We start from the raw sequence: 20,980 nt of genomic DNA on the forward strand, positions 1-20,980 counted from the left end.
CCCACCATCACGCTCAGCGAGCCGCGACGGTCGCGCGCTTGCGGGACAGCGCGTCCACCGTGGCGGCCAGCAGCAGCACGAGTCCGGTGACGATGGACACCACCGCGGCATGCTGTTTGAGCAGGCCGAGCCCGTTGGCGACCACGGCGAGGACCGTGCCGCCGATCACCGCGTCGAACACCCTGCCCCGGCCGCCGAACAGCGAGGTCCCGCCGATCACCGCCGCGCCGACCGCGAACAGCAAGGTGTTCAGCCCGCCCGCCTGCGGGTCCACCGAGCCGACCTTGGAGGAGTAGACGATGGCGCCGACCGCGGCCACCGAGGAGCAGACCATGAACACGCTGGCCCGGATCTTGGTCACGTCGATCCCCGCCCGGCGCGCCGCCTCCCGGTTGCCGCCGACCGCGTAGATGTGCCGCCCGTACCGGGTGCGGTTCAGCACGTAGGTGCCGATCGTCAGCAGCACCAGCACGATCGGGACCACGTACGGCACCCCGGAGATCACGATGCTCGGGTTCGGCGACCGGTTGATGGTGAGAAGGTAGGTGGCCACGGCACCGAGCGCGGCGATCCCGACCACCCTGGCCAGTACCAGCGCGGTCGGCTGGGTGACCAGCCCGCGCCGCAGCCGGGAGAAGTGCCTGCCCAGGGTGGCCCCGGCGAACCCGCCGGCGGCCACCACGAACAGCAACCAGCTCCCCGCGATGGACAGGTTGCCGTTGGCCACCTGGTTCAGCACCGGGGAGGAGCTGATGCCCAGCACCCCGCCCTCCCCGATGAACTGCAGGATCACGCCCTGCCACGCGAGGAACAGGGCCAGGGTCACCACGAAGGACGGCATCCCGATCTTGGCGACCAGGAAGCCGGTGATGCAGCCGATCGCGGTACCCACGCACACCGCGAGCAGCATCTCGATCCACGGGTTGGCCGCCATCCCGGACAGGGCGATCACGATGGCCAGCGTGGACATCGCGGCGCCTGCCCAGATCCGCAGCAGCAGCGCGAGCAGCACCGCCAGCCCCAGCGCGGCGAGGAACAGGATGAACACACCGGTTCCCATGCCGCCGAGCAGGTTGCCCTGCTCCACGAAATGCATCGCCAGCACGGCACCCGCGACCCCGGATGCGGTGCCCGCGGAGAGGTCGATCTCGCCGACCAGCAGCACGAACACGATCCCCATCGCGATGAGGGTCTGGCCCGCGCCCTGTGCGAGCAGGTTGGCGATGTTGTTCAGGGAGAGGAAGACATCGGAGAGGCTGGCGAAGACGACCACCAGCGCCAGCAGCCCGAGCAGCGCGGGCAACGAGCCGAGCTGCCCTCCGCGCAGCCTGGTGAAGTAGTCCCTGATCGCCTCGGAGTTCGACATCGCCGTGGTGTCGATGCCGAAGTCGGTGATGGCGGCGTTGCCGGACTTGGTCTGGGTATCAGGCACGATCGGCTCTTCTCGGGCTCAGGTTCTACGGTGTCGTGTTCCACGGTCGGGTTGTTCAGGTCCGCCTGAGTAGCCTTCACAGGAGTGCGGACTCGGGGCGGGCCAGGCCGAGCTCCCCCGACCGGCCCGCGGTGATCAGTTCGACGACCTGGCCGTGGGTGACCTCCTTGACCGGTACCTGGGCCACCATCCGGCCCAGGTACAGCACGGCGATCCGGTCGGACACCTCGAAGACGTCGGCCATGTTGTGGCTGATCAGCACCACCCCGAGGCCCTGCTCGGCGAGCCTGCGCACCAGGTCGAGCACCTGCCGGGTCTGCGCGACGCCCAGTGCGGCGGTGGGCTCGTCCAGCAGCACGACCTTGCTGTCCCACAACACCGACTTGGCGATCGCCACCGTCTGCCGCTGCCCGCCGGAGAGCGCCGAGACCGGCGTGCGCACCGACTTGACCGTGCGCACCGACAGCGAGGCGAGAGTCTCCCGCGCCGCCCGCTCCATGCTCGCCTCGTCCAGCAACCAGCGGCTGCCCCGTTCCCTGCCGAGGAACATGTTCTGCACGATGTCGAGGTTGTCGGCCAGCGCGAGATCCTGGTATACGACCTCGATGCCGAGCCCGGCCGCGTCCTTCGGGCCGCGGATGTGCACCGGCTCGTCGCGGAAGGTCACCGTGCCGGAGTCCGCGCCGTGGATCCCGGCGATGCATTTGATCAGGGTGGACTTGCCGGCACCGTTGTCGCCGACCAGCGCGGTGACCTCGCCGGCACGCACGGCGAAGTCCACGTCGTGCAGGACGTGGACGGGGCCGAAACTCTTGTTCAGCGCGGTCAGTTGCAGGATGGGATCGGTCATGGTGGGTTCTTTCGCTGGAGGCCGGGGCGGGGAGCGGGAGGTGCGGGGGACGCGCCCCGCCCCGGCAGGCCGCTGGTCAGTGCCTGTTCCCGAACGCGCGACACGAGCGACTGCGCGGGTTCTTCCACTCGTCTCACGTGGTCAGGTCCTGTTCAGGAACACGGTCACTCAGGAAATGCCGAGCTCGGTACAGGTCGCCCGCAGATCGCCGGTGCACACCTCGGATGCCGGGACGTAGCCCGCGTCGACCACCTTCTTCACGTCGTCCTTGGTGATCAGCTGGGGCTCGAGCAGCACCGACTTGACCTCCCGGCCGCCTTCCGGATCCTCGCTGACATCCGAGGCGATCGCGTCCGCGGCGGCCTTGTCGCCCTTGGCCAGCGCCGCGGCCAGCTCGGCAGTGGCGTCGGCCTCCTCCTGGATCGGCTTGAACACCGTCATGTGCTGGTCGCCACGCAGGATCGCCTTCAGCCCGGCCGGGGTGGCGTCCTGACCGGTCACCGGGACCCGCCCGGCGAGGCCGTTCTTCTTCAACACGGTGATCACCGCACCCGCCAGCCCGTCGTTGGCGGCCACCACGCCGCCCACCGCGCCGCCGTTGCTGGTGAGGATCTGCTCGAAGGTGACGCCGCCCTTCTGGTTGTCCCAGTCGTCGATGCGCTGGCTCTGCACCAGCGTCAGCTCGCCGGACTCGTACAGCGGGCCGAGCACGTTCTGCTGGCCCTCGTAGAACAGCGAGGCGTTGTTGTCGGTCGGCGCGCCCTCGATCTCGATCACCTCGGCGCCCTGCTGCCCCTCGAGTGCCTGGGCCAGGCCCTGCCCCTGCAACTCGCCGACCTTCACGTTGTCGAAGGAGACGTAGTAGTCGGAGCTGCCGCCGAGGTTGAGGCGGTCGTAGTCGATGGTGGGGATGCCCGCGTTCTGCGCCTTGGTCGCCACCGCGCTGCCGACCTCACTGTTGATCGCGGCGATGACCAGTACCTTCACCCCCTTGGCGATCATGCCGTCGGCCAGGGTGCTGAACTTCTGCACGTCACCCTGCGCGTTCTGCACGTCCGGTTCGAAGCCCTCGGCACGCAACGCCTTCTCCAGCATCGGCTTGTCGAAGCCCTCCCAGCGGGCGGAGGTGGAGGTCTCCGGGAGGATCACCCCGACGATGCCGTCGGCGTCGCCGGACTCCGCGGGCGCGCTCTGCTCGGCTTCGGGAGCCGCGGTGTTGGCACCGCAGGCCGCCAGGGTGAGCGCCACTCCCATGGTCGCCGCGGCGAGGGCAAGCGGTCTTGTCCGGCCTCGTGTACGCATCCGTGGTCTTCCTTCCCATGCCGCCGCGCGACGGTCCGGACCGACCCGGCGCCCCATCGCGCATATGTTGTGGGCGACAACATATGCGGAGACACACCGCGAGGGAAGACACATTTTGGCAACGAACGGCTGGGGAACAACCCGGTGTCTTATTCAAATGTCGGGTTATTCAGGTCCGTAGCGTGCGTCACCACTGCAGTGACCCGCAACGACCTCCCGCCCGTCGCCCACCACCACCCACACGGTGGCGCTGCGCGCCGCGGTGACCATGGGCCTGGCGGCCCGCGGTCGCTGGGTCGTTCTGAATAACCCTCCGGGATCACCAGGAACGCAACATGGCGATGCGCTCCTCGAGCTGCTCCACGCTGGCCATCGCGATCGGCGGCCCGCCGCAGACCCTGCGCAGCTCGTTGTGGATCGCGCCGTGCGGCTTGTTGGTCCGGTGGTGGTACATCCCCACCAGCGCGTTCAGCTCCTTGCGCAGGGCGGCGATACGCTCCCGCACGCTCTGCGGCCTGGTCTCGGGCCGCTCGCTCGCGGTGTCCTTGCCGTCCTTGGCCGGTTTGCGCCGCTTCTCGTCGGCCAGCTGCTCCTCCTGCCGCTTGCGCAGCAGCGCCCGCACCTGGTCCGGCTCCAGCAGCCCGGGCAACCCGAGGTACTCCTGCTCCTCCTCGCTGCCGGAGAACACGGCGGTGCCGAAGGAGTTCCCGTCGTAGATCACCTGGTCCAGCTCGGCCGAGGCGCCCAGCGAGGTGTACGCCTTCTCCTCCTCGCCGGGCTCGTCCTCGGTACGGTTCGCCGCGACCAGCAGCTCGTCGTCCCAGCCGTCCTTCTCCCGGTGCGGCTTGCCGAGCACGTGGTCCCGCTCGGCCTCCAGCTCGCTGGCCAGCTCCAGCAGCACCGGCACGCTCGGCAGGAACACGCTCGCCGTCTCGCCCTCGCGCCGGGCACGCACGAACCGGCCGATCGCCTGCGCGAAGAACAGCGGGGTGGAGGCGCTGGTGGCGTAGACCCCGACGGCCAGCCGGGGGACGTCCACGCCCTCGGACACCATCCGCACCGCGACCAGCCACCGCTCGTTCGAGTCGGCGAACTGGCCGATCCGCTTGGTCGCACCCGGATCGTCGGAGAGCACCACCACCGGTTGCTCACCACAGATCCGGGCGAGCAGCTTGGCGTAGGCCCGCGCGGAGTCCTGGTCCGAGGCGATCACCAGCCCGCCGGCGTCGGGCACACCACCGGCCCGCACCTGGCTCAGCCGGGTGTCCGCGGCCTGCAACACCGAGGGGATCCACTCCCCGCCGGGATCCAGCGCCGTGCGCCAGGCGCGGGCGTTCTGCTCCGCGGTCAGCGGCTCACCGAGCCGGGCGGTGAACTCCTCCCCCGCGCTCGTCCGCCAGGACGCCTCGCCCGAGTAGGCGAGGAAGACCACCGGCCGGACCACACCGTCGGCCAGCGCGTCGGCGTAGCCGTAGGTGTGATCGGCCTTGCTGCGCATCGCGCCGCCGGAGCCCTCCGGCTCGTAGGTGACGAACGGGATCGGCGAGTCGTCGCTGCGGAACGGCGTCCCGGTCAGCGCCAGCCTGCGCACCGCGGGGGTGAACGCCTCCCGGATCGCGTCCCCCCAGGACTTCGCGTCCCCGCCGTGGTGGATCTCGTCCAGGATGACCAGCGTCTTGCGGTTCTCGGTCCGCACCCTGTGCAGGGTCGGGTGCGCCGCCACCTGGGCGTAGGTCACCGCGACGCCCTGGAAGTCCGAGGAGGTGACCCCGGTGGTGTTGCGGAAGTTGGAGTCGATCGCGATCCCGGCGCCGGCGGCCGCGATCGCCCACTGGTGCTTCAGATGCTCGGTCGGGGTCACGATGGTGACCGCCTCGATGGTGCGGTCGGAGATCAGCTCGGCGGCGATCCGCAGGCCGAAGACCGTCTTACCGGCCCCCGGGGTGGCGACCGCGAGGAAGTCCTTGGGCTTGGTCGTCAGGTACCTGGTGAGCGCACGGCGCTGCCACGCGCGCAGCGGGCGTGCGGTGGCGTCGTGTTCGGGCTGGGGTGCGGCGAACCCGCGCTGCGCATCAGCTGCCGGCGTCGGATTCTGTTGGGCCGTGTCCGACACGGAAGGTCCAACTCCTCTCGCGGGCATACGTGACAACATGCGAACGCCCCCACCCGGGCGGTCCGGCCTCCCTGCCGGTGCCGCGGTGAGGGCAGCGGTACGAGCCTACCTGGCGCCTCGCCACGGGTCCGGTCACGGCACGCGGGCCCGGCAGGGGCGCCAGGACACGCCGGTCGGGACCCGGCGAGCCGAACGCGCCGCGATGGACCATGCTTGATGGCGCGATGAGCGGAGCGGGATCCGAGGCCACGAACGGCGACGAAGGGCGACCTGCGGCCCAGCACGGGGGCGGCAGGAAGGGTCCGCTGCGCCTGCTCCGCCGCACGCTGAGCAAGGCGTGGGACGGCGCGATCTTCTCCGAGTCGGCCGAGGCCGCGTTCTGGCAGACGCTGTCCCTGCCGCCGCTGCTGCTCGGCCTGCTCGGCAGCGTGGGCTTCATGGGCGACTGGTTCGGCCCCGAGGTCGTGCAGGCGGTGAACGACAAGATCATCGCCTTCTGCGAGAAGATCTTCAGCGGCAGCGTGGTCAACCAGATCATCGAGCCGACGGTCGCCGACATCCTGAACAAGGGGAAGGGCGAGATCGTCTCGGTCGGCTTCCTGATCTCCCTGTGGGCCGGTTCCTCGGCGATGGCCTCGTTCGTGGACGCGATCACCGTGGCCCACGGCCAGTACGGTGTGCGCAACGACGTATGGCAACGGATCTTCGCCCTGCTGCTGTACCTGGTCGGGTTGATACTGGTGGTGATCGGGCTGCCGGTGATCGCGATCGGCCCCGACCTGCTCACCGAGTTCTTCCCGCCGGAATGGCAGTCCACCGTCGCCTACTGGGTGAGCACGCTGTACTACCCCACCCTCGCGGTACTGATCGTGCTCGCGCTGGCCACCCTGTACAAGCTCGCACTGCCTCGCAAGCTGCCCTGGCATCGGGGACTGCCGGGCGCCGTGCTGGCCATGGTGATCTTCCTGCTGTCCAGTGTCGGCCTGCGCATCTACATCTCCTGGATCACCACCACCGGCTACACCTACGGCGCGCTGGCCACCCCGATCGCGTTCCTGCTGTTCACCTTCTTCATCGGGATGGCGATCGTCAGCGGTGCCTACTTCAACAGCGCGATCCAGGAGCTGTGGCCGGCCAGGATGACCCGGCGGCAACGGCGCAAGTGGCGCAGGCTGGAGCTGGAACGGGCGAACGAGCGGATCCGGTCCGCGGAAGGCCGCAAGCTCTGGGAACGCACGACCATGCCGCTGCGCAGGCCGCCGCGGACCGAGCAAGCCGAGCAGGCCGAGCAGGCCGAGCAGACCGAGGAGCACGAGCAGCCGGACGCAGCAGGAAAGGACACGGGGGACACCGAGGACACCGGTGAGCAGGGCAGGGCTGAGCCCGCCGGCGGCGACGCGCCTGCCGGCGAGCAAGCGGCCCAGCGCACCGAGCGGTAGCGGTGAGCCCGCCCGGGGTTACTCCTCGCCGCCGGGTGGCAGGTTCTCGAAGATCCGCTTGCACTCGGGGCACACCGGCGAACCGGGCTTGGCGGACTTCGTCACCGGGAAGACCTCACCGCACAGCGCCACCACGTGCGAGCCCATGATCGCGCTCTCCGCGATCTTGTTCTTGCGCACGTAGTGGAACATCTTCGGCGCGTCGTCGTCGGTGCTTTCGGTGCCCTCGGGGCGGGTGTCGACGTCGGGCAAGGTCTGCGTACTCACCCCTCCATCATGCCTGACCGGCCCCCGCGGGACGAAGCGCACCGCCCGCTGTACGGCAGGATGAGCGCGCATGACGAGTACATCCCACCTGAACGTGTCGTCCGAGGTCGCGGACGCCCTCGCGGAGGGGCGCGGGGTGGTCGCGCTGGAGAGCACCCTGCTGGCGCACGGCCTGCCCGCGGGCCGCAACCTCGAGGTCGGGTTGCGACTGGAACGCACGGCCCGGGAGGCCGGAGCCACCCCGGCCACCATCGCGGTCCTGGACGGTGTGGCCCACATCGGCCTCGACCGACCGCGGCTGGAACGGGTCTGCGATCCCGGCGCGGGGCTGGCCAAGCTGGCCCGGCGCGATCTCGGCCCGACGATCGGACTCGGGCGGTCCGGGGCGACGACCATCTCCGCCACCTCTGCCCTCGCGCACGCCGCCGGCATCGGCGTGTTCGGCACCGGCGGGCTCGGTGGCGTGCATCTGCCGCTGCCCGGCGAGCCGGTGAGCTGGGACGTCTCGGCCGATCTCGGCACGCTGGCCGCCGTCCCGACCCTGGTGGTGTGCTCGGGGGTGAAGTCGGTCCTGGACATCGCGGCCACCCTGGAAGTGCTGGAGACCCACTCGGTGCCGGTACTGGGGTACCGCACCGAGCACTTCCCCGGGTTCTACCGCCGGTCCACCGGGCTGCCGGTGTCCCAGCGGGTGGACGACCCCGGCGCGGTCGCCGCCGCCGTCACCGCGCACCGCAGGCACGCGGGCTCCGGCATGCTGCTGGCCAACCCGGTGCCCGCAGAGTACGAGCTCGACCGCGAGCTGCACGACCGGTTGCTCGCGGAGGGCATGGCGCGGCTGCGGGCCGAGGGGGTACGCGGTTCGGACGTCACGCCGGTGCTGCTCGAGCACTTCCACAACGCCAGCGGAGGCGCCAGCCTGGACGCCAACGAGGCGCTGGTGCTGGCCAACGCGCGGCTGGCGGCCGAGGTCGCGACGACGCTGTGCCCGCGATGAGGGTCGTCGTGGTGGGCGATGCGGGCGTGGACCTGCTCGCCCGGCCGGAAGGCGGCATCGTGCCGGGCGGCGACGTGCGCGCCGGCGCCAGGTTGGCCTGTGGCGGTGCCGGGGCGAACACCGCGCGCACGCTGCGTGCCTGCGGTGCCGAACCGACGCTGGTGGCCAGGATCGGCGCGGACGCGGGTGGCCGGCTCGTCCGGGCCGAACTGGCGGCGGCCGGGGTGGACTGCGCGTTCGCGGTGGACCCCGAGACCGCCACCTGCTGCGTGGTGGTGCTGCTGGACACCGAGGGCCAGCGCAGCATGCTGGCCGACCGGGGAGCGGCAGCCCGGCTCCGCCCCGAGGACGTCGAGGCGGGCCTCCCCGGCGGGGCCGCGCACGTGCACCTTTCCGGTTACGTCCTGCTCGAGGAGTCCTCCCGCCCGGCGGGGCTCGCCGCGCTCGCCGCCGCCCGGTCCGCCGGGATGTCCACCTCGGTCGACCCGCAGGCCGCGGCACTGCTCACCGATGCCGGCGCGTTCCTTGCCGACATCCATGGGGTGGATCTGCTACTGCCCAACGCAGGCGAGCTCGCCGCGCTCACCGGCAGTCCCGATCCGGCCTCGGCCGCGACGCTGCTCGGCACGGTGGGCGCCGTGGCCGTCACCTCCGGCGAGCACGGGGCGGCCTGGGTGGACCGTGGCGGGATGACCACCGTCGCGGCCGAACCCGTGGACTGCGTGGACAGCACCGGTGCGGGGGACGCCTTCGACGCCGGGGTGCTCACCGCCTGGCTGCGCGGCCACTCCCCCGGCGGCATCCTGCGCTCCGGCACCCGGCTCGCCGCCCGCACCATCACCCACCTCGGTGCGCAACTGGTCACCTACTGACGTACCTATCGTTCGAACGCCGGAGCTGCTTGAGTTGGTCCATACCACTCTCGGGTGTTTGGAGCTGACATGTCGCGACGTCATCTGGCTGTCCCGATCACCGTCATCGCAATGCTGTCCGCGGCGTTCCCTGCCCTCGCTTCCCCCGCCACGGGCGACCAGAACCGCGACCGCGGTGTGCCGCCGCTGGAGGACGTGCGCGTCGCCACCACGGAAGTGGCCTCCGGGCTGGAACGTCCCACCGCCATCACCGCGCTGGACGACGGCAGCGAGCGCCTGCTGATCGTCGAGAAACCCGGTCGGATCCGGGAGTTCCATCCCGAAACCGGCCTCGCCACCGAGCCGGTGCTGGACATCACCGACCGGGTGAACGACGGCGCCAACGAACGTGGCCTGCTGGCCATCACCCCGGCGCCGGACTTCGCGTCCAGCCAGCACGTGTACCTGGCCTACACGAGGGCGTCGGACAACGCGGTCACGCTGTCCAGGTTCGACCTCGGCAGCGGCGCCGGGGAGGTGCTGCTGGCCCAGGAGCACGCGAGGTTCAGCAACCACAACGGCGGTGACCTGGCGTTCGGCTCGGACGGTTACCTGTACTGGAGCCTCGGCGACGGCGGCGGGGCCGGCGACCCCTTCGACGCCGCGCAGGACCTGGGCACCCTGCTGGGCAAGATGGTGCGGATCGACGTGAGCCGGGCCTGTGGGGGCCAGCCGTACTGCGTCCCGGAGGACAACCCGTTCGTCGGGACGCAGGGCGCCCGCGCGGAGATCTGGGCATACGGCCTGCGCAACCCCTGGCGGTTCTCCTTCGACTCCGCCGACGGCTCGCTGTGGATCGGCGACGTGGGGCAGACCTCCTGGGAGGAGGTCAACCACATCGGCGCCGGCACCGGCGGGACGAATTTCGGCTGGTCCTGCATGGAGGGGAACGAGGTGTTCAACCAGGGACGCTGCGATCCCAATGCCGACTACACCGCGCCGGTGCTCACCTACCCCACCGGGACCGCGGGGAACTGCACGGTGATCGGCGGCTACGTGTACCGGGGTGAGCAGTTCGCCGACCTGGTCGAGGGCACCTACGTCAGCACCGACTACTGCTCGGGTACCGCACGGGCGGTCCGGGAGAACGCCGACGGCAGCCACACCAGCGCCGAGATCGGCACCTTCCCCCAGCGGGTCTCCACGTTCGGCACCGACCAGGCCGGTGAGCTCTACCTGGCCACCGACCGGTCCGGCCAGCTGCACCGGGTCTCCTTCGAGGGCGGCTCCTCCGGCTGCGACGCCGAGGCATGGAACGCCAGCACCGCCTACGCGCCCGGCGACGTGGTCTCGCACGACGGGCGCAGGTGGGAGTCCACCTGGTACTCCACCGGCTCCGAGCCGGGAGCACCCGGTTCCTGGGCGACCTGGCGCGACGCAGGCGCCTGCTGAGGTCCACCCGCCACGGGTGACCGTTCCGCGCGTTCCTCGCCCGGAACGGTCACCCGTGGCAGCGGGTCAGCCGTTGATGATGCGATGGTCGGTGGCTTCCAGCGCCGTGGCGTCCCGGTGATAGCGGTGCGTGTCCTCGGCCTTGCGCGGCGGCCGGTCGTTCGCGATCAGCACCGCGACCCACGGCAGCGGGATGGACAGCACGATGAAGGCCAGCGCGAGCCACCAGGTGTGGTAGAAGACACCCGCCAGGATGAGGCAGGGGAACCGCATCCCCATCATCAGCGCGTACTTGCGCTTGCGGGCCGCGAACTGGTCGTCGTAGGAGGGTTGGGCCTCGGTGATCAGCACCGGAGCGGGGTGCTTGTCCGGTTCACTCATGCGGGCACCACCTCCGCGTCCATCGTCCCACCGCGCCCGCTCATCCGACAGCGGGGGCGCCCAGCCAATGCAACGCCGCCACGACCAGCGTCTCCACTCCCGTACGCAGGGTCGGGTCCAGCACGGGGGCGAACAGCGCGGAGTGGTTCGACGGCACGTCCTGCTCGAACCGGCCGGCCGCGGCCGCCTCGGTCACCTGACCCGCGTCCAGGCCACCGACCAACCAGAACACCGAGGGCGCCCCGGCGGCGCGACCGAGCTCGCCGAAGTCCTCGCTGCCGGTGACCATCGGCGCTGGCACGGCCCGCTCCGCGCCGAAGTGGTCCCGGAACACCGTCGCCAGCTCCGCCGTGGCCGCCTCGTCGTTGGTGGTGACCGGAAACCGGGCGATCTCGGTGATCTCCGGCTGCCGCGGCGCACCGGCGGCGGCCGCCTCGCCGTCCACGATCCGCCTGATCGCCGCCAGCACCCGATCACGTATCTGCTCGTCGAAGGTCCGCACGTTCACCTCGAGGGTGGCGTGATCGGCGATGATGTTGTGCGCGGTACCCACCTGCATCGAGCCCACGGTGACCACGGCCTGCTCGGTCGCGGCGATCTCCCTGGACACGATCGTCTGCAGTTTCAGCACCACGGATGCGGCCAGCACGGCCGGATCGACCGTGGTCTCCGGGCGGGAACCGTGCCCGCCCCTGCCGTGCAGCACGACGCGCAGTGCGTCGGTCGCGGCCATCAGCACCCCCGGCCGGGTGAGCACCCAACCCGCGGGCCCGGGCACCACGTGCTGCCCGAGCACCACCTCCGGCGTGGGCGCGCGCTCCAGCACCCCGTCGCGCACCATCGCCACGGCGCCGTCGCCGACCTCCTCCCCCGGCTGGAAAACCGCGAGCACGGTGCCCGACCACTGCTGCCGCTGCTCCGCCAGCAGCCGGGCGGCACCGGTCAGCCAGGTGGCGTGCATATCGTGCCCGCAGGCATGCATCACCGGCACCTCGCGCCCGCCGGCCGACTCGTCGGCCACCCGCACCGTGCTGGCGTACTCCAGGCCGGTCCGTTCCTCGACCGGCAGGGCGTCGATATCGGCGCGCAGCAGCACCACCGGCCCCGGTCCGTTGCGCAGCACCCCGAGTACGCCGGTGCCACCGATTCCGGTGTGCACCTCGTACCCGGCGGCGGACAGCCGCGCTGCCAGCTTGCGCGCGGTCTCGTACTCGGCGAAGGACAGCTCCGGGCTGCGGTGCAGATCGACGTAGAGTTCCGTCAGCTCGGGCAGCAACTCGGGTAGCCCGGCCAGCACGGTGGCGCTTCGCTCGGTCGTCACCGGACCATCTGATCACGATTCGGGCCGGATGGCAGCATCGTCCGCGCCTCCTCCGGCGTGTACGGGCTCGGCATGGCTCGGGTCGCGGACACGCGCACACGCCGGTTCATGCCACGATAACCACCGTGAGTAGTGATCTTCCCGAGTTCTCCGCCGAGTTCTGCGCCCGCCTGCGGGAGGCCTTCCAGCGGACCGGTTACCACGTCGACGGGGTGCTGGCCGCACTCGGCGGGCAGGCGCACGCCGCGCTCGGTCGGAACGAGCCCGAACCCGCGAGGCGGGCCAGCGAGGACCTCGCCGAGCTGGGCACGCTGATCCGGCTGTTCCTGCTCGCCGGCACCGAACCGGAACCGGCCGTGCGCGCCGCGCTGCACCCCGCAGGGGTGGCCGAAGCACTGGAGGCCGGGCTGCTGCGCCGCGCGCGGGACGGCCTGCGGGCGGCGCTGGACCTGCGCCCGCACGGCGCGAACGACGCCTCCTGGTGGGTGCTGTCCGACCTGGACTCCGAGCAGGCGGGCGCCCCGGCGCCGGTGGATCACGTGCTCGGGGTGGGGCACGCCTCGCTGAGCCTGGTGCGGGCCACCACCCGCCGCCCGGTGGGCAGCCTGCTCGACCTCGGTACCGGCAACGGGGTGCAGGCGCTGCACGCCACCCAGCACGCCGAGCGGGTCACCGCCACCGACGTCTCCGCCCGCGCACTGGCACTGGCCGGAGCCAACCTGCGGCTCAACGGGGTGCGGGGCGAGCTGCTGCACGGCGAGTGGTTCGCGCCGGTCGCGCGCAGGCGGTTCGACCAGGTCGTGTGCAACCCGCCGTTCGTGGTCGGCCCGCCGCGGGTGGACTACATCTACCGCGACTCCGGGCTGGCCGGCGACGACGCCAGCGCGCTGGTGGTGCGCCAGCTCCCCGGGTTCCTCGCCGAGGGCGGGATCGGCCAGCTCCTCGCCTCCTGGCTGCACGTGGAGGGGCAGGACTGGGCCGACCGGGTGCACCGGTGGCTGCCGCCGAACACCGACGCCTGGTTCGTCCAGCGGGACGTGGCCGATCCGGTGCTGTACGTCGGGACCTGGTTGCGGGACGCCGGAATCGAGCCGCGCTCGCCCGAGGGCAGGGCCAAGGCCGGCGTCTGGCTGGACTGGTTCGCCGAGCACGACGTGGCCGGCGTCGGGTTCGGTTTCGTCACCCTGCGCCGCACCGACGGGGCGCCCACGGTGGTGTGCGAGGACCTGCGGCAGGCCTACGACGACCCGCTGGGCGCCGAGGCCGGCGGGTGGCTGGACCGGATCGACTGGTTGCGCGACCACGAGCACGACCTGCCCTCGGCCACCTTCGTGGTGCCGGACTCGGTGGTGCTGGAACGGATCGACGAGCCGGGCGACGAGGGCTGGTCCACGGTGATCCGGCGGCTGCACCGCACCGACGGCCCCGGCTGGCGGCACGAGCTGGACGAGCTCGCCGCCGCGCTGCTGGCGGGCTGCCGGGGTGCGCTCCCCCTGTCCGACCTGCTCGGCCTGCTGGCCGCCGCGCACGACCAACCGGTGGACGAGCTCACCGCCACGGCGCTGCCCGTCGTCACCGAGCTGGTGCGGCACGGCATGTTGCTACCGGCCGAGTGGAGTGCCGCGTGAGAGCGGTGGTAGCCAGGGTGACCGAGGCCAGTGTCACCGTCGAGGACGCGGTGGTCGGTGCGATCACGGAACCCGGCCTGCTGGTGTTGTTGGGGGTGCACGGGGAGGACACCGCCGACCAGGTCACCACCATGGCGCGCAAACTGCACGAACTGCGCATCCTGCGCGACGAACAGTCCTGCGCGACCACCGGTTCCCCACTGCTGGTGGTCAGCCAGTTCACCTTGTACGGGGACACCCGCAAAGGCCGCCGTCCATCGTGGACAGCGGCAGCCCGGCCACCGGAAGCGGAACGGCTGGTGCGGGACGTGGTCACGGAGTTGCGGCACCGTGGTGCGCGAGTGGAGAACGGGAAGTTCGGCGCGATGATGTCGGTGCACAGCGTGAACGACGGTCCGTTCACCGTGCTCGTTGAGGTGTAGACCACAGGCCAGAGCCCTCACCAGGGCACATTCCCCGGGAGCCGGGCCTCTCAGGAAAAGCTCAGCTTTGGTGGAGCAACCGCTGTCCCCGAAAAGCCGTCTTCTGGTCAGGACACCGGGAACGATTTCGAACCCCGAAGCGTTGATCCGAGTGTCCAGCCAGCAAGTTGGTCTCGTCCGGAGGGTTCCACAGGCCCCCGTACGAAGCACATAGCGCAGGCGTGGAGACCGCAGCACGTCAGCCCGCACAGGGGAGGCAGTATGTCCGTCCAGACACTCGAGCGTGAGGCTCGTGGGATCCGTGAGCGTGAGATCCCCACCACACCCATCGAGGCCGAGGTAACCGCGTTGCCCACGGAGGCTGACCTCGACGCGCAGGGCCCGGCTGCCGACCTCGTCCGCGTATATCTCAACGGTATCGGCAAGACGGCGCTGCTCACCGCGGCCGACGAGGTCCAGCTCGCCAAGCGGATCGAGGCGGGCGTCTTCGCCCAGCACATGCTGGACACCGAGGAGAACCTGTCCACCGAGCGCCGCGTGGAGCTGCGCGCGCTGGTCCGCGACGGCGAGCAGGCGAAGAACCACCTGCTCGAGGCGAACCTGCGGCTCGTGGTGTCCCTGGCGAAGCGCTACACCGGGCGGGGGATGCCGCTGCTCGACCTGATCCAGGAGGGCAACCTGGGCCTGATCCGCGCGGTGGAGAAGTTCGACTACTCCAAGGGGTTCAAGTTCTCCACCTACGCCACCTGGTGGATCCGGCAGGCCATCACCCGGGGTATGGCCGATCAGGGCCGCACCATCCGGCTGCCGGTGCACCTCGTGGAGCAGGTGAACAAGCTGGCCAGGATCAAGCGGGACCTGCACCAGCAGTTGGGCAGGGAGGCCACCAACGAGGAGCTGGCCGCCGAGTCCGGCATCGCCGAGCACAAGGTGGCGAACCTGCTCGACCACTCCCGGGACCCGGTGAGCCTGGACATGCCGGTGGGCAACGAGGAGGACGCACCACTCGGCGACTTCATCGAGGACGCCGAGGCCACCGACGCCGAGAGCGCGGTGATCTCCGGCCTGCTGCAGGACGACCTGCGGCGGGTGCTGGCGACCCTGGACGACCGCGAGCAGCACGTGATCCGGCTGCGCTACGGCCTCGACGACGGCCAGCCGCGCACCCTGGACCAGATCGGCAAGTACTTCGGGCTCTCCCGCGAACGGGTACGCCAGATAGAGCGTGAGGTCATGGCCAAGCTCCGCCAGGGCGAGCGGGCCGACCGCCTGCGCGCGTACGCCAGCTGACCCACCGTGATGCACCCGTTCGGCCGCGTTGACTTATGACATAGGTCACGAGACGGTCGAGCGGGGGCTGAGCGGGCAACGTCCGCGCTTCGCGGACGTCCATCCCGGTGTCAGCTTCGCGGTGGGTGCTCGCACCTGAACCGCTTTCCCCGGAAGGTCGGGTCCGTCGGGGTGGGCCCGGCCTTCCGACTTTTTCGGCAGGTCATCGCGGGCCGGGAAACAGCTCGCTCAGCCGGTCCAGGCTCTGCACGATCGCCGCCTTGTTCCGCTTCGGGAACGGGCTGAGGTCGATCAGCAGCGGGATCCGGGCGGTGCTCCAGTCGAAGGTCTCGGTGACGGTCGTACCGCCGCCCTCGGCCGGTTCCAGCCGCCAGCGCCAGCGGTGGCCGTTGAAGTGTCGCCAGGCGATCAACCGGTTCTCCTCGAACTCGACCACGGTGTTCAGGATCCGGTAGGACGCCCCCATCTTCATGTCCATCCCGAACCTCGAACCCAGCTCGAGCCGCCGAGTGCCCGCCGAGCGCGCGGCAAGCACCGAGCCGGAGCCGTCGATCAGCGGATGTTTGGCCGGATCGGCGAGCAGTTCGAAGATCTGCTCCGGTGCCGCGGCGACCGTCCTGGTGGCCGAGACCTGGCGCTTTCCCATGGCCACAGCTTACTCGCCGGTAGGTTCGGCGGGCGCGTCGAACCGGTCACACCCGGCGGCGCCGGTGCGTGGGGCGTACCCCCGAGGGTGGGGTGAGTGCCCTGGTCTGCACCCGTTCCAGCACCACCGAGCTGGTCAGGTTGCGCACCTCGGTCCGTGCGGCGAGCTGATCCACCAGGAAGGTCTGCAGGTGCGTGCTGTCCGCCACGGCCACGTGCAGCAGGAAGTCGGCCTGCCCGCTGACGTGGAACACCGCCCTCGTCTCGGGAAGAGAGAGCACGAACTCACGAAACGCCGTGGTCACCGGGCGGGTGTGCGGCCGGACGTTGACCGCGATCACCGCCTCCAGCACCAGCCCGGCCGCGGCGGGGTCCACCGTCACCTGGGAACCGGTGATCACACCGAGTTCACGCAACCGCCGGACCCGCTGCAGGCAGGACGAGGGCGCGAGCCCCACCCGCTGCGCCAGCTCCCGGTTGGGCACTCCCGCGTCGTTCTGTAGTTCCTCCAGGATCAGCCAGTCGACCGAATCCAGTTCGGCTGTTTTATCCACAACCGTCCATGCTACGGCGATGCTGGCAGACACCCGAACCTGCCCGGGCAGGATGCCGGTATGCACATCGCCTGGACCTCGTTTCTCATCGCCTTCGTCGTTTTGCTCTTCGTCCCGGGGCCCGACTTCGTGCTGGTGACCGGGAACGCCATGCGTGGTTCCCGCGCCGGCTGGGTGACGGCGGCCGGGGTCACCTGCGGGCTGATGGTGCACGCCTGCCTCGCCACCCTCGGGCTCTCCGCGCTCGTCGCGGCGGCACCCGCGGCGATGACCGCGGTGAAGCTGCTCGGCGCCGCCTACCTCGGCTACCTCGGGTTCAGCACACTGCGCCGGGCCAGGGCCGCGGCACCGGCACCGGGTGAGCCGGTGGTACCGGACCGATCGCTGCGGGCGCTGTTCCTGCGTGGGGTCCTCGGCGACGTACTCAACCCGAAGGTCATGTTGCTGTTCCTGACCCTGGTACCGCAGGCCATCGACCCGCACGCACCCGCCATGCCGCAGGCCGCGCTGCTGTCCGGCGTCGTGGTCGCCGGCTTCGCCCTGTTCTGGTCGCTGGTGGTACCGCTGGCCCGGTCGATCTCCGGGCTGCTCGCCGCGCCCCGCAGGCGGCGGGTGTTCGAGCGGGGCTGCGGCGTGGCGCTGATCGGGATGGCCGCCGCCGTGGCGGGGAGCTGAGTACCTGCCGTCACTCCTTGCGGTGCTCGTAGTGCAGTTCCACGGTGCGCTCGCCGAGCGGCCGCTCGAGTTGCACGGTCACGGTCGGGTAGCGGATGTCCATCGTGCAGGCCTGGGCGTCCTGCGGCTCGGTCTCCACCAGGTTCACCACGACCTTCTCGGGGGTCTGCTCGACCAGCTCGGCACCGGCCTGACCGCAACCGCCCTCCTGGGCCACGATCTCGAGCGTCCGGCCGTCGCGCTTGGCGCTGACCTCCTGCGGGAAGCCCTCCGGCAGGTCCGGACCGCTGATCTGCTTGTCCGGGACGTTGCCATCCTCGGTGCCGGGCGGGGCGGGCGGCGCGGTCTCGCCCGACGACTCGTCGGCGACCGGCTGGCCGCCGGGGGCCTGTTGCTCGCTCGTCGGCGGCTGCTGTGCGGTGTCGGTTTCCTGGTTCCCGCAAGCCGTCCCGACGAGCACGACAGCGAACGCGGTTACCAGCATCGTGTTCCACCTCATGCCGGTAAGGACGGAACGAGCGGGTCGCCCGGTTGCACCGCCGCCCGGCCTTTCCGCGCGGCAGGCCGACCGCCAGCAGCAGCCCGGCCGGGGCCGGCGCCGTCGACGCGAGCTAGGACTTCCGGGTCTTGTCCAGGCGTACCAGCGTCTCCTCGTACTCCCGTACGAACTCGGCGACCACCTCGGCCACCGGGCGCACGCTGCGCATCCGGCCCACGATCTGCCCCACCGGCATGGACACCACCGAGGGGTCTTGCGCGGCATGCAGTCGCTGGTGCGCGTGCGAGACCAGCAGGTTCTGCAACGGCATCGGCAACGGCTCGGGCGCGCCCGGTTCCGACCATGCCTCGGTCCACCTGGTCTTGAGCAGCCTGGCCGGTTTTCCGGTATAGATCCGGGTGCGCCGGGTGTCCGCGGAGCCCGCGTCCAGCAACGCCTGCTGCATGGCCTCGGAGCCCGCCATGGTCTGCCGGTACTCCTGGGTGGCCAGCCAGACCGAGCCCGTCCACGCCCCGGAGGCGCCGAGCGCGAGCGCGGCGGCCACCTGCCGTCCGGACCCGATCCCGCCCGCGGCCAGCACCGGTGCCCGCTCGCCCACGGCGTCCACGATCTCCGGCAGCAGCACCATCGAGGCGATCTCCCCGGTGTGCCCACCGGCCTCGTAACCCTGTGCGACCACGAGGTCCACGCCGTTGTCCACATGCCGCGCGGCGTGCTCGGCCTTGCCGGCCAGCGCGGCCACCGGCACCCCGGCGTCGTGCGCCTGCTCGATCACGTCCACCGGCGGGGAGCCCAGCGCGTTGGCGATCAACGCGATCGGGTGTCGCAACGCCACCTCGACATGTGCCCTGGCGACCGAGTGCAGCCAGCCGAGCACGCCGGCGCGCTCGTCGGTGCCGTCCGGCAGGTCGGGCACGCCCAGGTCGGCCAGCGTGCGGTCGACGAAGGCGCGGTGCTCGGGCGGGATCATCTCGGTGAGGTCGGTCGAGCTGCCCTCGGTGGGGATCGTCGAAGGCATCACGATGTCCACCCCGTACGGCCTGCCGCCGGTGTTGGCGTCCATCCAGTCGAGCACCGAGTCCAGCTCGGCCGCGTCGTTGAACCGGACGCAGCCGAGCACGCCCAGCCCGCCCGCCTTGCTGATGGCGGCCGCGACGTGCTCGGAAGGGGTGAACCCGACGAGGGGGTACTCGATGCCGAGGGTGTCGCACAGCGCGGTACGCATGTGTGCCTCCTCCCTACCTGCCGGCCCGGTCGACGGCGGGCTCGTGCTCCCGTGCGTACTGCTGCGCCCAGGGGTAGTCCGGTTTCCCGCTCGGCGAGCGGCCGATCCGCTCGGCGACCCAGAGGCTGCGCGGCACCTTGTACCCGGCGATCTCGGTGCGCACATGCGCCTCGATCCCCGCGAAGTCGGGAGTCGCGCCCGGCCTGGTCTGGATCACGGCGCCGACCCGCTGCCCCATCCGCTCGTCCGCGATCCCGATCACCAACGCGTCGAACACGTCCGGATGGGACTTCAGCGCGGACTCCACCTCCTCCGGGTACACCTTCTCGCCGCCGGTGTTCACGCACTGCGAGCCGCGGCCGAGCAGGGTCACCGTGCCGTCCTCCTCGTACCGGGCGTAGTCCCCCGGCACGACATACCGGGCCCCGTCCAGCTCGACGAAGATGGTCTTCGACTTCTCCGGGTCCTTGTAGTACCCGAGCGGCACGTGGCCGCCCCTGGCGATCCGGCCGGTCGCGCCCGGCACCGGGTCGATCCGGTTGCCCTCCTCGTCCAGCAGCACGGCCTGCTTGCCGAAGTTGACCCGCGGTCCCGCCGAGTGGTCGGCGTCCTTGCTGACCATGCCGATCCCGGTGAACCCGCTCTCCGAGGAGCCGATCGCGTCCGTGATGACCACATGGGGCAGGCAGGCCAGGAACTCCTGCTTGACCGAGTGCGAGAACAGTGCGGCATGGCTGGAGAGCGCGACCAGGGAGGAGGCGTCGTAGTCGCCCTCGCGGTAGGCGTCGACCAGTGGCCGCGCCATCGCGTCACCGACGATGGTGAGCACCTGGACCTTGTTGTCCTGCACGGCTTTCCACACCTCGTGCGGGTCGAACTGGGGCACGAACACCACCGGGCTCCCGGTGAACAGCGCGCCGAAGGCCGCCCACTGCGCGGCGCCGTGGATCAGCGGCGCGGCGGGCAGCCGCACCAGGCCACCGCTCTCCTTGCCCTCGTTGGCCAGGGTCCACTCGTCGGCGACGTACTCCCCGGTGACGAAGTTGATCCCGCCGCCGAGTGCCCGCCAGATGTCCTCGTGCCGCCACAGCACACCCTTGGGGTATCCGGTGGTGCCGCCGGTGTACAGGATGTAGTGATCGTCGGCGCTGCGTTCCTCGAAGTCCCGCTCCGGTGAGCCGTCGGCAAGCGCGGCCTCGTAGTCCACACCGCCATAGCCGGCGTAGTCGGCCTCGCTCCCGTCGTCGATCACGACAACGTGTTTCAGGTTGGGCGCTTTCGGCAGGACGCCCGCGACCAGGTCGGCGTACCGGCGCTCGTGCACGAGTGCGACAAGATCGGCGTTGTCGAACAGGTACGCGAGCTCGCCGTGCACGTAGCGGTAGTTGACGTTGACGGCCAGCGCGCGCAGCTTGTACGCCGCGACCATCGCCTCCACCGTCTCGATGGAGTTGCGGGAGTAGACGCCGATGTGCGAGCCAGCCCGCACACCCTGGTCCGCGAGGTGATGCGCGAGCCGGTTCGCCCGCCGTTCCAGTTCGCCGAAGCTGACCCGTTTCGTGCCGCACACGACGGCGGTGCGGTCCGGCACGGCATCGACGGCGTGCTCGAGAAGATCCGCGATGTTGTATGCCACC

20 protein-coding genes are annotated in these 20,980 nt (G+C 70.8%); 8 read left to right on the top strand and 12 right to left on the bottom strand.

Going from position 1 to position 20,980, the window contains the following annotated elements:
* Positions 1–13 precede the first annotated feature (13 nt).
* From FB471_RS03825 to FB471_RS03840, 4 genes are all read right to left on the bottom strand, one after another.
* Positions 14–1,432: a sugar ABC transporter permease gene (locus FB471_RS03825; protein WP_246076231.1), complete on the bottom strand. Its 1,419-nt coding sequence runs from the start codon at positions 1,430–1,432 to the stop codon at positions 14–16.
* A 76-nt stretch (positions 1,433–1,508) separates the two neighbouring features.
* The gene (locus FB471_RS03830; RefSeq protein WP_141995953.1) at positions 1,509–2,282 is read right to left on the bottom strand and encodes an ATP-binding cassette domain-containing protein; all 774 of its coding nucleotides are present in this window, start codon (positions 2,280–2,282) and stop codon (positions 1,509–1,511) included.
* Between the two features lie 168 nt (positions 2,283–2,450).
* Entirely contained in the window at positions 2,451–3,584 is a 1,134-nt protein-coding gene (locus FB471_RS03835; protein ID WP_141995954.1) for a sugar ABC transporter substrate-binding protein, read from the bottom strand.
* 319 nt (positions 3,585–3,903) lie between these two features.
* Positions 3,904–5,697, bottom strand: coding sequence for a DEAD/DEAH box helicase (locus FB471_RS03840; protein ID WP_246076232.1), 1,794 nt, complete (start codon positions 5,695–5,697; stop codon positions 3,904–3,906).
* A 209-nt stretch (positions 5,698–5,906) separates the two neighbouring features.
* Here FB471_RS03840 and FB471_RS03845 point away from each other — a divergent pair, with 209 nt between their 5' ends.
* On the top strand, positions 5,907–7,136 hold the full coding sequence (locus FB471_RS03845; protein WP_141995956.1) for a YihY/virulence factor BrkB family protein: 1,230 nt from the start codon (positions 5,907–5,909) through the stop codon (positions 7,134–7,136).
* Positions 7,137–7,154: 18 nt separating this feature from the next.
* On the opposite strand, the gene FB471_RS03850 is transcribed toward FB471_RS03845, so the two are convergent.
* Positions 7,155–7,403 (bottom strand): DUF3039 domain-containing protein, encoded by a 249-nt coding sequence (locus FB471_RS03850; RefSeq protein ID WP_141995957.1) that lies wholly within the window; start codon positions 7,401–7,403, stop codon positions 7,155–7,157.
* A 70-nt stretch (positions 7,404–7,473) separates the two neighbouring features.
* Here FB471_RS03850 and FB471_RS03855 point away from each other — a divergent pair, with 70 nt between their 5' ends.
* The 3 genes from FB471_RS03855 to FB471_RS03865 all read left to right on the top strand — a co-directional run bounded on the left by FB471_RS03855 (position 7,474) and on the right by FB471_RS03865 (position 10,703).
* A complete protein-coding gene (locus tag FB471_RS03855) occupies positions 7,474–8,400 on the top strand; it encodes a pseudouridine-5'-phosphate glycosidase (RefSeq protein WP_141995958.1) in 927 nt (308 codons plus the stop codon).
* Positions 8,397–9,272 (top strand): carbohydrate kinase family protein, encoded by an 876-nt coding sequence (locus FB471_RS03860; protein WP_141995959.1) that lies wholly within the window; start codon positions 8,397–8,399, stop codon positions 9,270–9,272. The genes FB471_RS03855 and FB471_RS03860 overlap by 4 nt, the downstream gene beginning before the upstream one ends.
* 69 nt (positions 9,273–9,341) lie before the next feature.
* Positions 9,342–10,703, top strand: coding sequence for a PQQ-dependent sugar dehydrogenase (locus tag FB471_RS03865; protein WP_170220695.1), 1,362 nt, complete (start codon positions 9,342–9,344; stop codon positions 10,701–10,703).
* Between the two features lie 66 nt (positions 10,704–10,769).
* Here FB471_RS03865 and FB471_RS03870 read toward each other — a convergent pair whose 3' ends face one another.
* Both FB471_RS03870 and FB471_RS03875 read right to left on the bottom strand, forming a co-directional pair.
* Positions 10,770–11,084 (bottom strand): DUF3099 domain-containing protein, encoded by a 315-nt coding sequence (locus FB471_RS03870; protein WP_141995960.1) that lies wholly within the window; start codon positions 11,082–11,084, stop codon positions 10,770–10,772.
* A 40-nt stretch (positions 11,085–11,124) separates the two neighbouring features.
* Positions 11,125–12,405, bottom strand: coding sequence for an amidohydrolase (locus FB471_RS03875; RefSeq protein ID WP_141995961.1), 1,281 nt, complete (start codon positions 12,403–12,405; stop codon positions 11,125–11,127).
* A 125-nt stretch (positions 12,406–12,530) separates the two neighbouring features.
* On the opposite strand from FB471_RS03875, the gene FB471_RS03880 reads away from it, so the two are divergent.
* From FB471_RS03880 to FB471_RS03890, 3 genes are all read left to right on the top strand, one after another.
* Positions 12,531–14,033, top strand: coding sequence for a DUF7782 domain-containing protein (locus FB471_RS03880; RefSeq protein ID WP_141995962.1), 1,503 nt, complete (start codon positions 12,531–12,533; stop codon positions 14,031–14,033).
* A complete protein-coding gene (dtd, locus tag FB471_RS03885; RefSeq protein ID WP_141995963.1) occupies positions 14,030–14,455 on the top strand; it encodes a D-aminoacyl-tRNA deacylase in 426 nt (141 codons plus the stop codon). Before FB471_RS03880 ends, dtd begins: the two co-directional genes overlap by 4 nt.
* Before the next feature lie 261 nt (positions 14,456–14,716).
* Positions 14,717–15,745, top strand: coding sequence for a sigma-70 family RNA polymerase sigma factor (locus tag FB471_RS03890; RefSeq protein ID WP_141995964.1), 1,029 nt, complete (start codon positions 14,717–14,719; stop codon positions 15,743–15,745).
* Positions 15,746–15,947: 202 nt separating this feature from the next.
* Here the strand turns inward: FB471_RS03890 and FB471_RS03895 are convergent, their stop codons facing one another.
* Positions 15,948–16,391, bottom strand: coding sequence for an SRPBCC family protein (locus FB471_RS03895; RefSeq protein ID WP_141995965.1), 444 nt, complete (start codon positions 16,389–16,391; stop codon positions 15,948–15,950).
* 46 nt (positions 16,392–16,437) lie between these two features.
* A complete protein-coding gene (locus tag FB471_RS03900; protein WP_141995966.1) occupies positions 16,438–16,944 on the bottom strand; it encodes an Lrp/AsnC family transcriptional regulator in 507 nt (168 codons plus the stop codon).
* Positions 16,945–17,004: 60 nt separating this feature from the next.
* Between FB471_RS03900 and FB471_RS03905 the strand changes: the two genes are divergently transcribed.
* Positions 17,005–17,619 carry a LysE family translocator gene (locus FB471_RS03905; protein ID WP_141995967.1) on the top strand — a complete coding sequence of 205 codons (615 nt, stop codon included), beginning with the start codon at positions 17,005–17,007 and terminating at the stop codon, positions 17,617–17,619.
* A gap of 10 nt (positions 17,620–17,629) precedes the next feature.
* Here the strand turns inward: FB471_RS03905 and FB471_RS03910 are convergent, their stop codons facing one another.
* The 3 genes from FB471_RS03910 to FB471_RS03920 all read right to left on the bottom strand — a co-directional run bounded on the left by FB471_RS03910 (position 17,630) and on the right by FB471_RS03920 (position 20,979).
* Positions 17,630–18,103 carry a hypothetical protein gene (locus FB471_RS03910; protein WP_141995968.1) on the bottom strand — a complete coding sequence of 158 codons (474 nt, stop codon included), beginning with the start codon at positions 18,101–18,103 and terminating at the stop codon, positions 17,630–17,632.
* Positions 18,104–18,230: 127 nt separating this feature from the next.
* The gene (locus FB471_RS03915) at positions 18,231–19,343 is read right to left on the bottom strand and encodes an NAD(P)H-dependent flavin oxidoreductase (RefSeq protein ID WP_141995969.1); all 1,113 of its coding nucleotides are present in this window, start codon (positions 19,341–19,343) and stop codon (positions 18,231–18,233) included.
* A 13-nt stretch (positions 19,344–19,356) separates the two neighbouring features.
* Complete coding sequence (locus FB471_RS03920) at positions 19,357–20,979, bottom strand: acyl-CoA synthetase (protein WP_141995970.1); 1,623 nt, start codon at positions 20,977–20,979, stop codon at positions 19,357–19,359.
* Between the last annotated feature and the right edge of the window lies 1 nt (position 20,980).

It is taken from the genome of Amycolatopsis cihanbeyliensis, from assembly GCF_006715045.1.
In the GTDB taxonomy this organism is placed as follows: domain Bacteria; phylum Actinomycetota; class Actinomycetes; order Mycobacteriales; family Pseudonocardiaceae; genus Amycolatopsis; species Amycolatopsis cihanbeyliensis.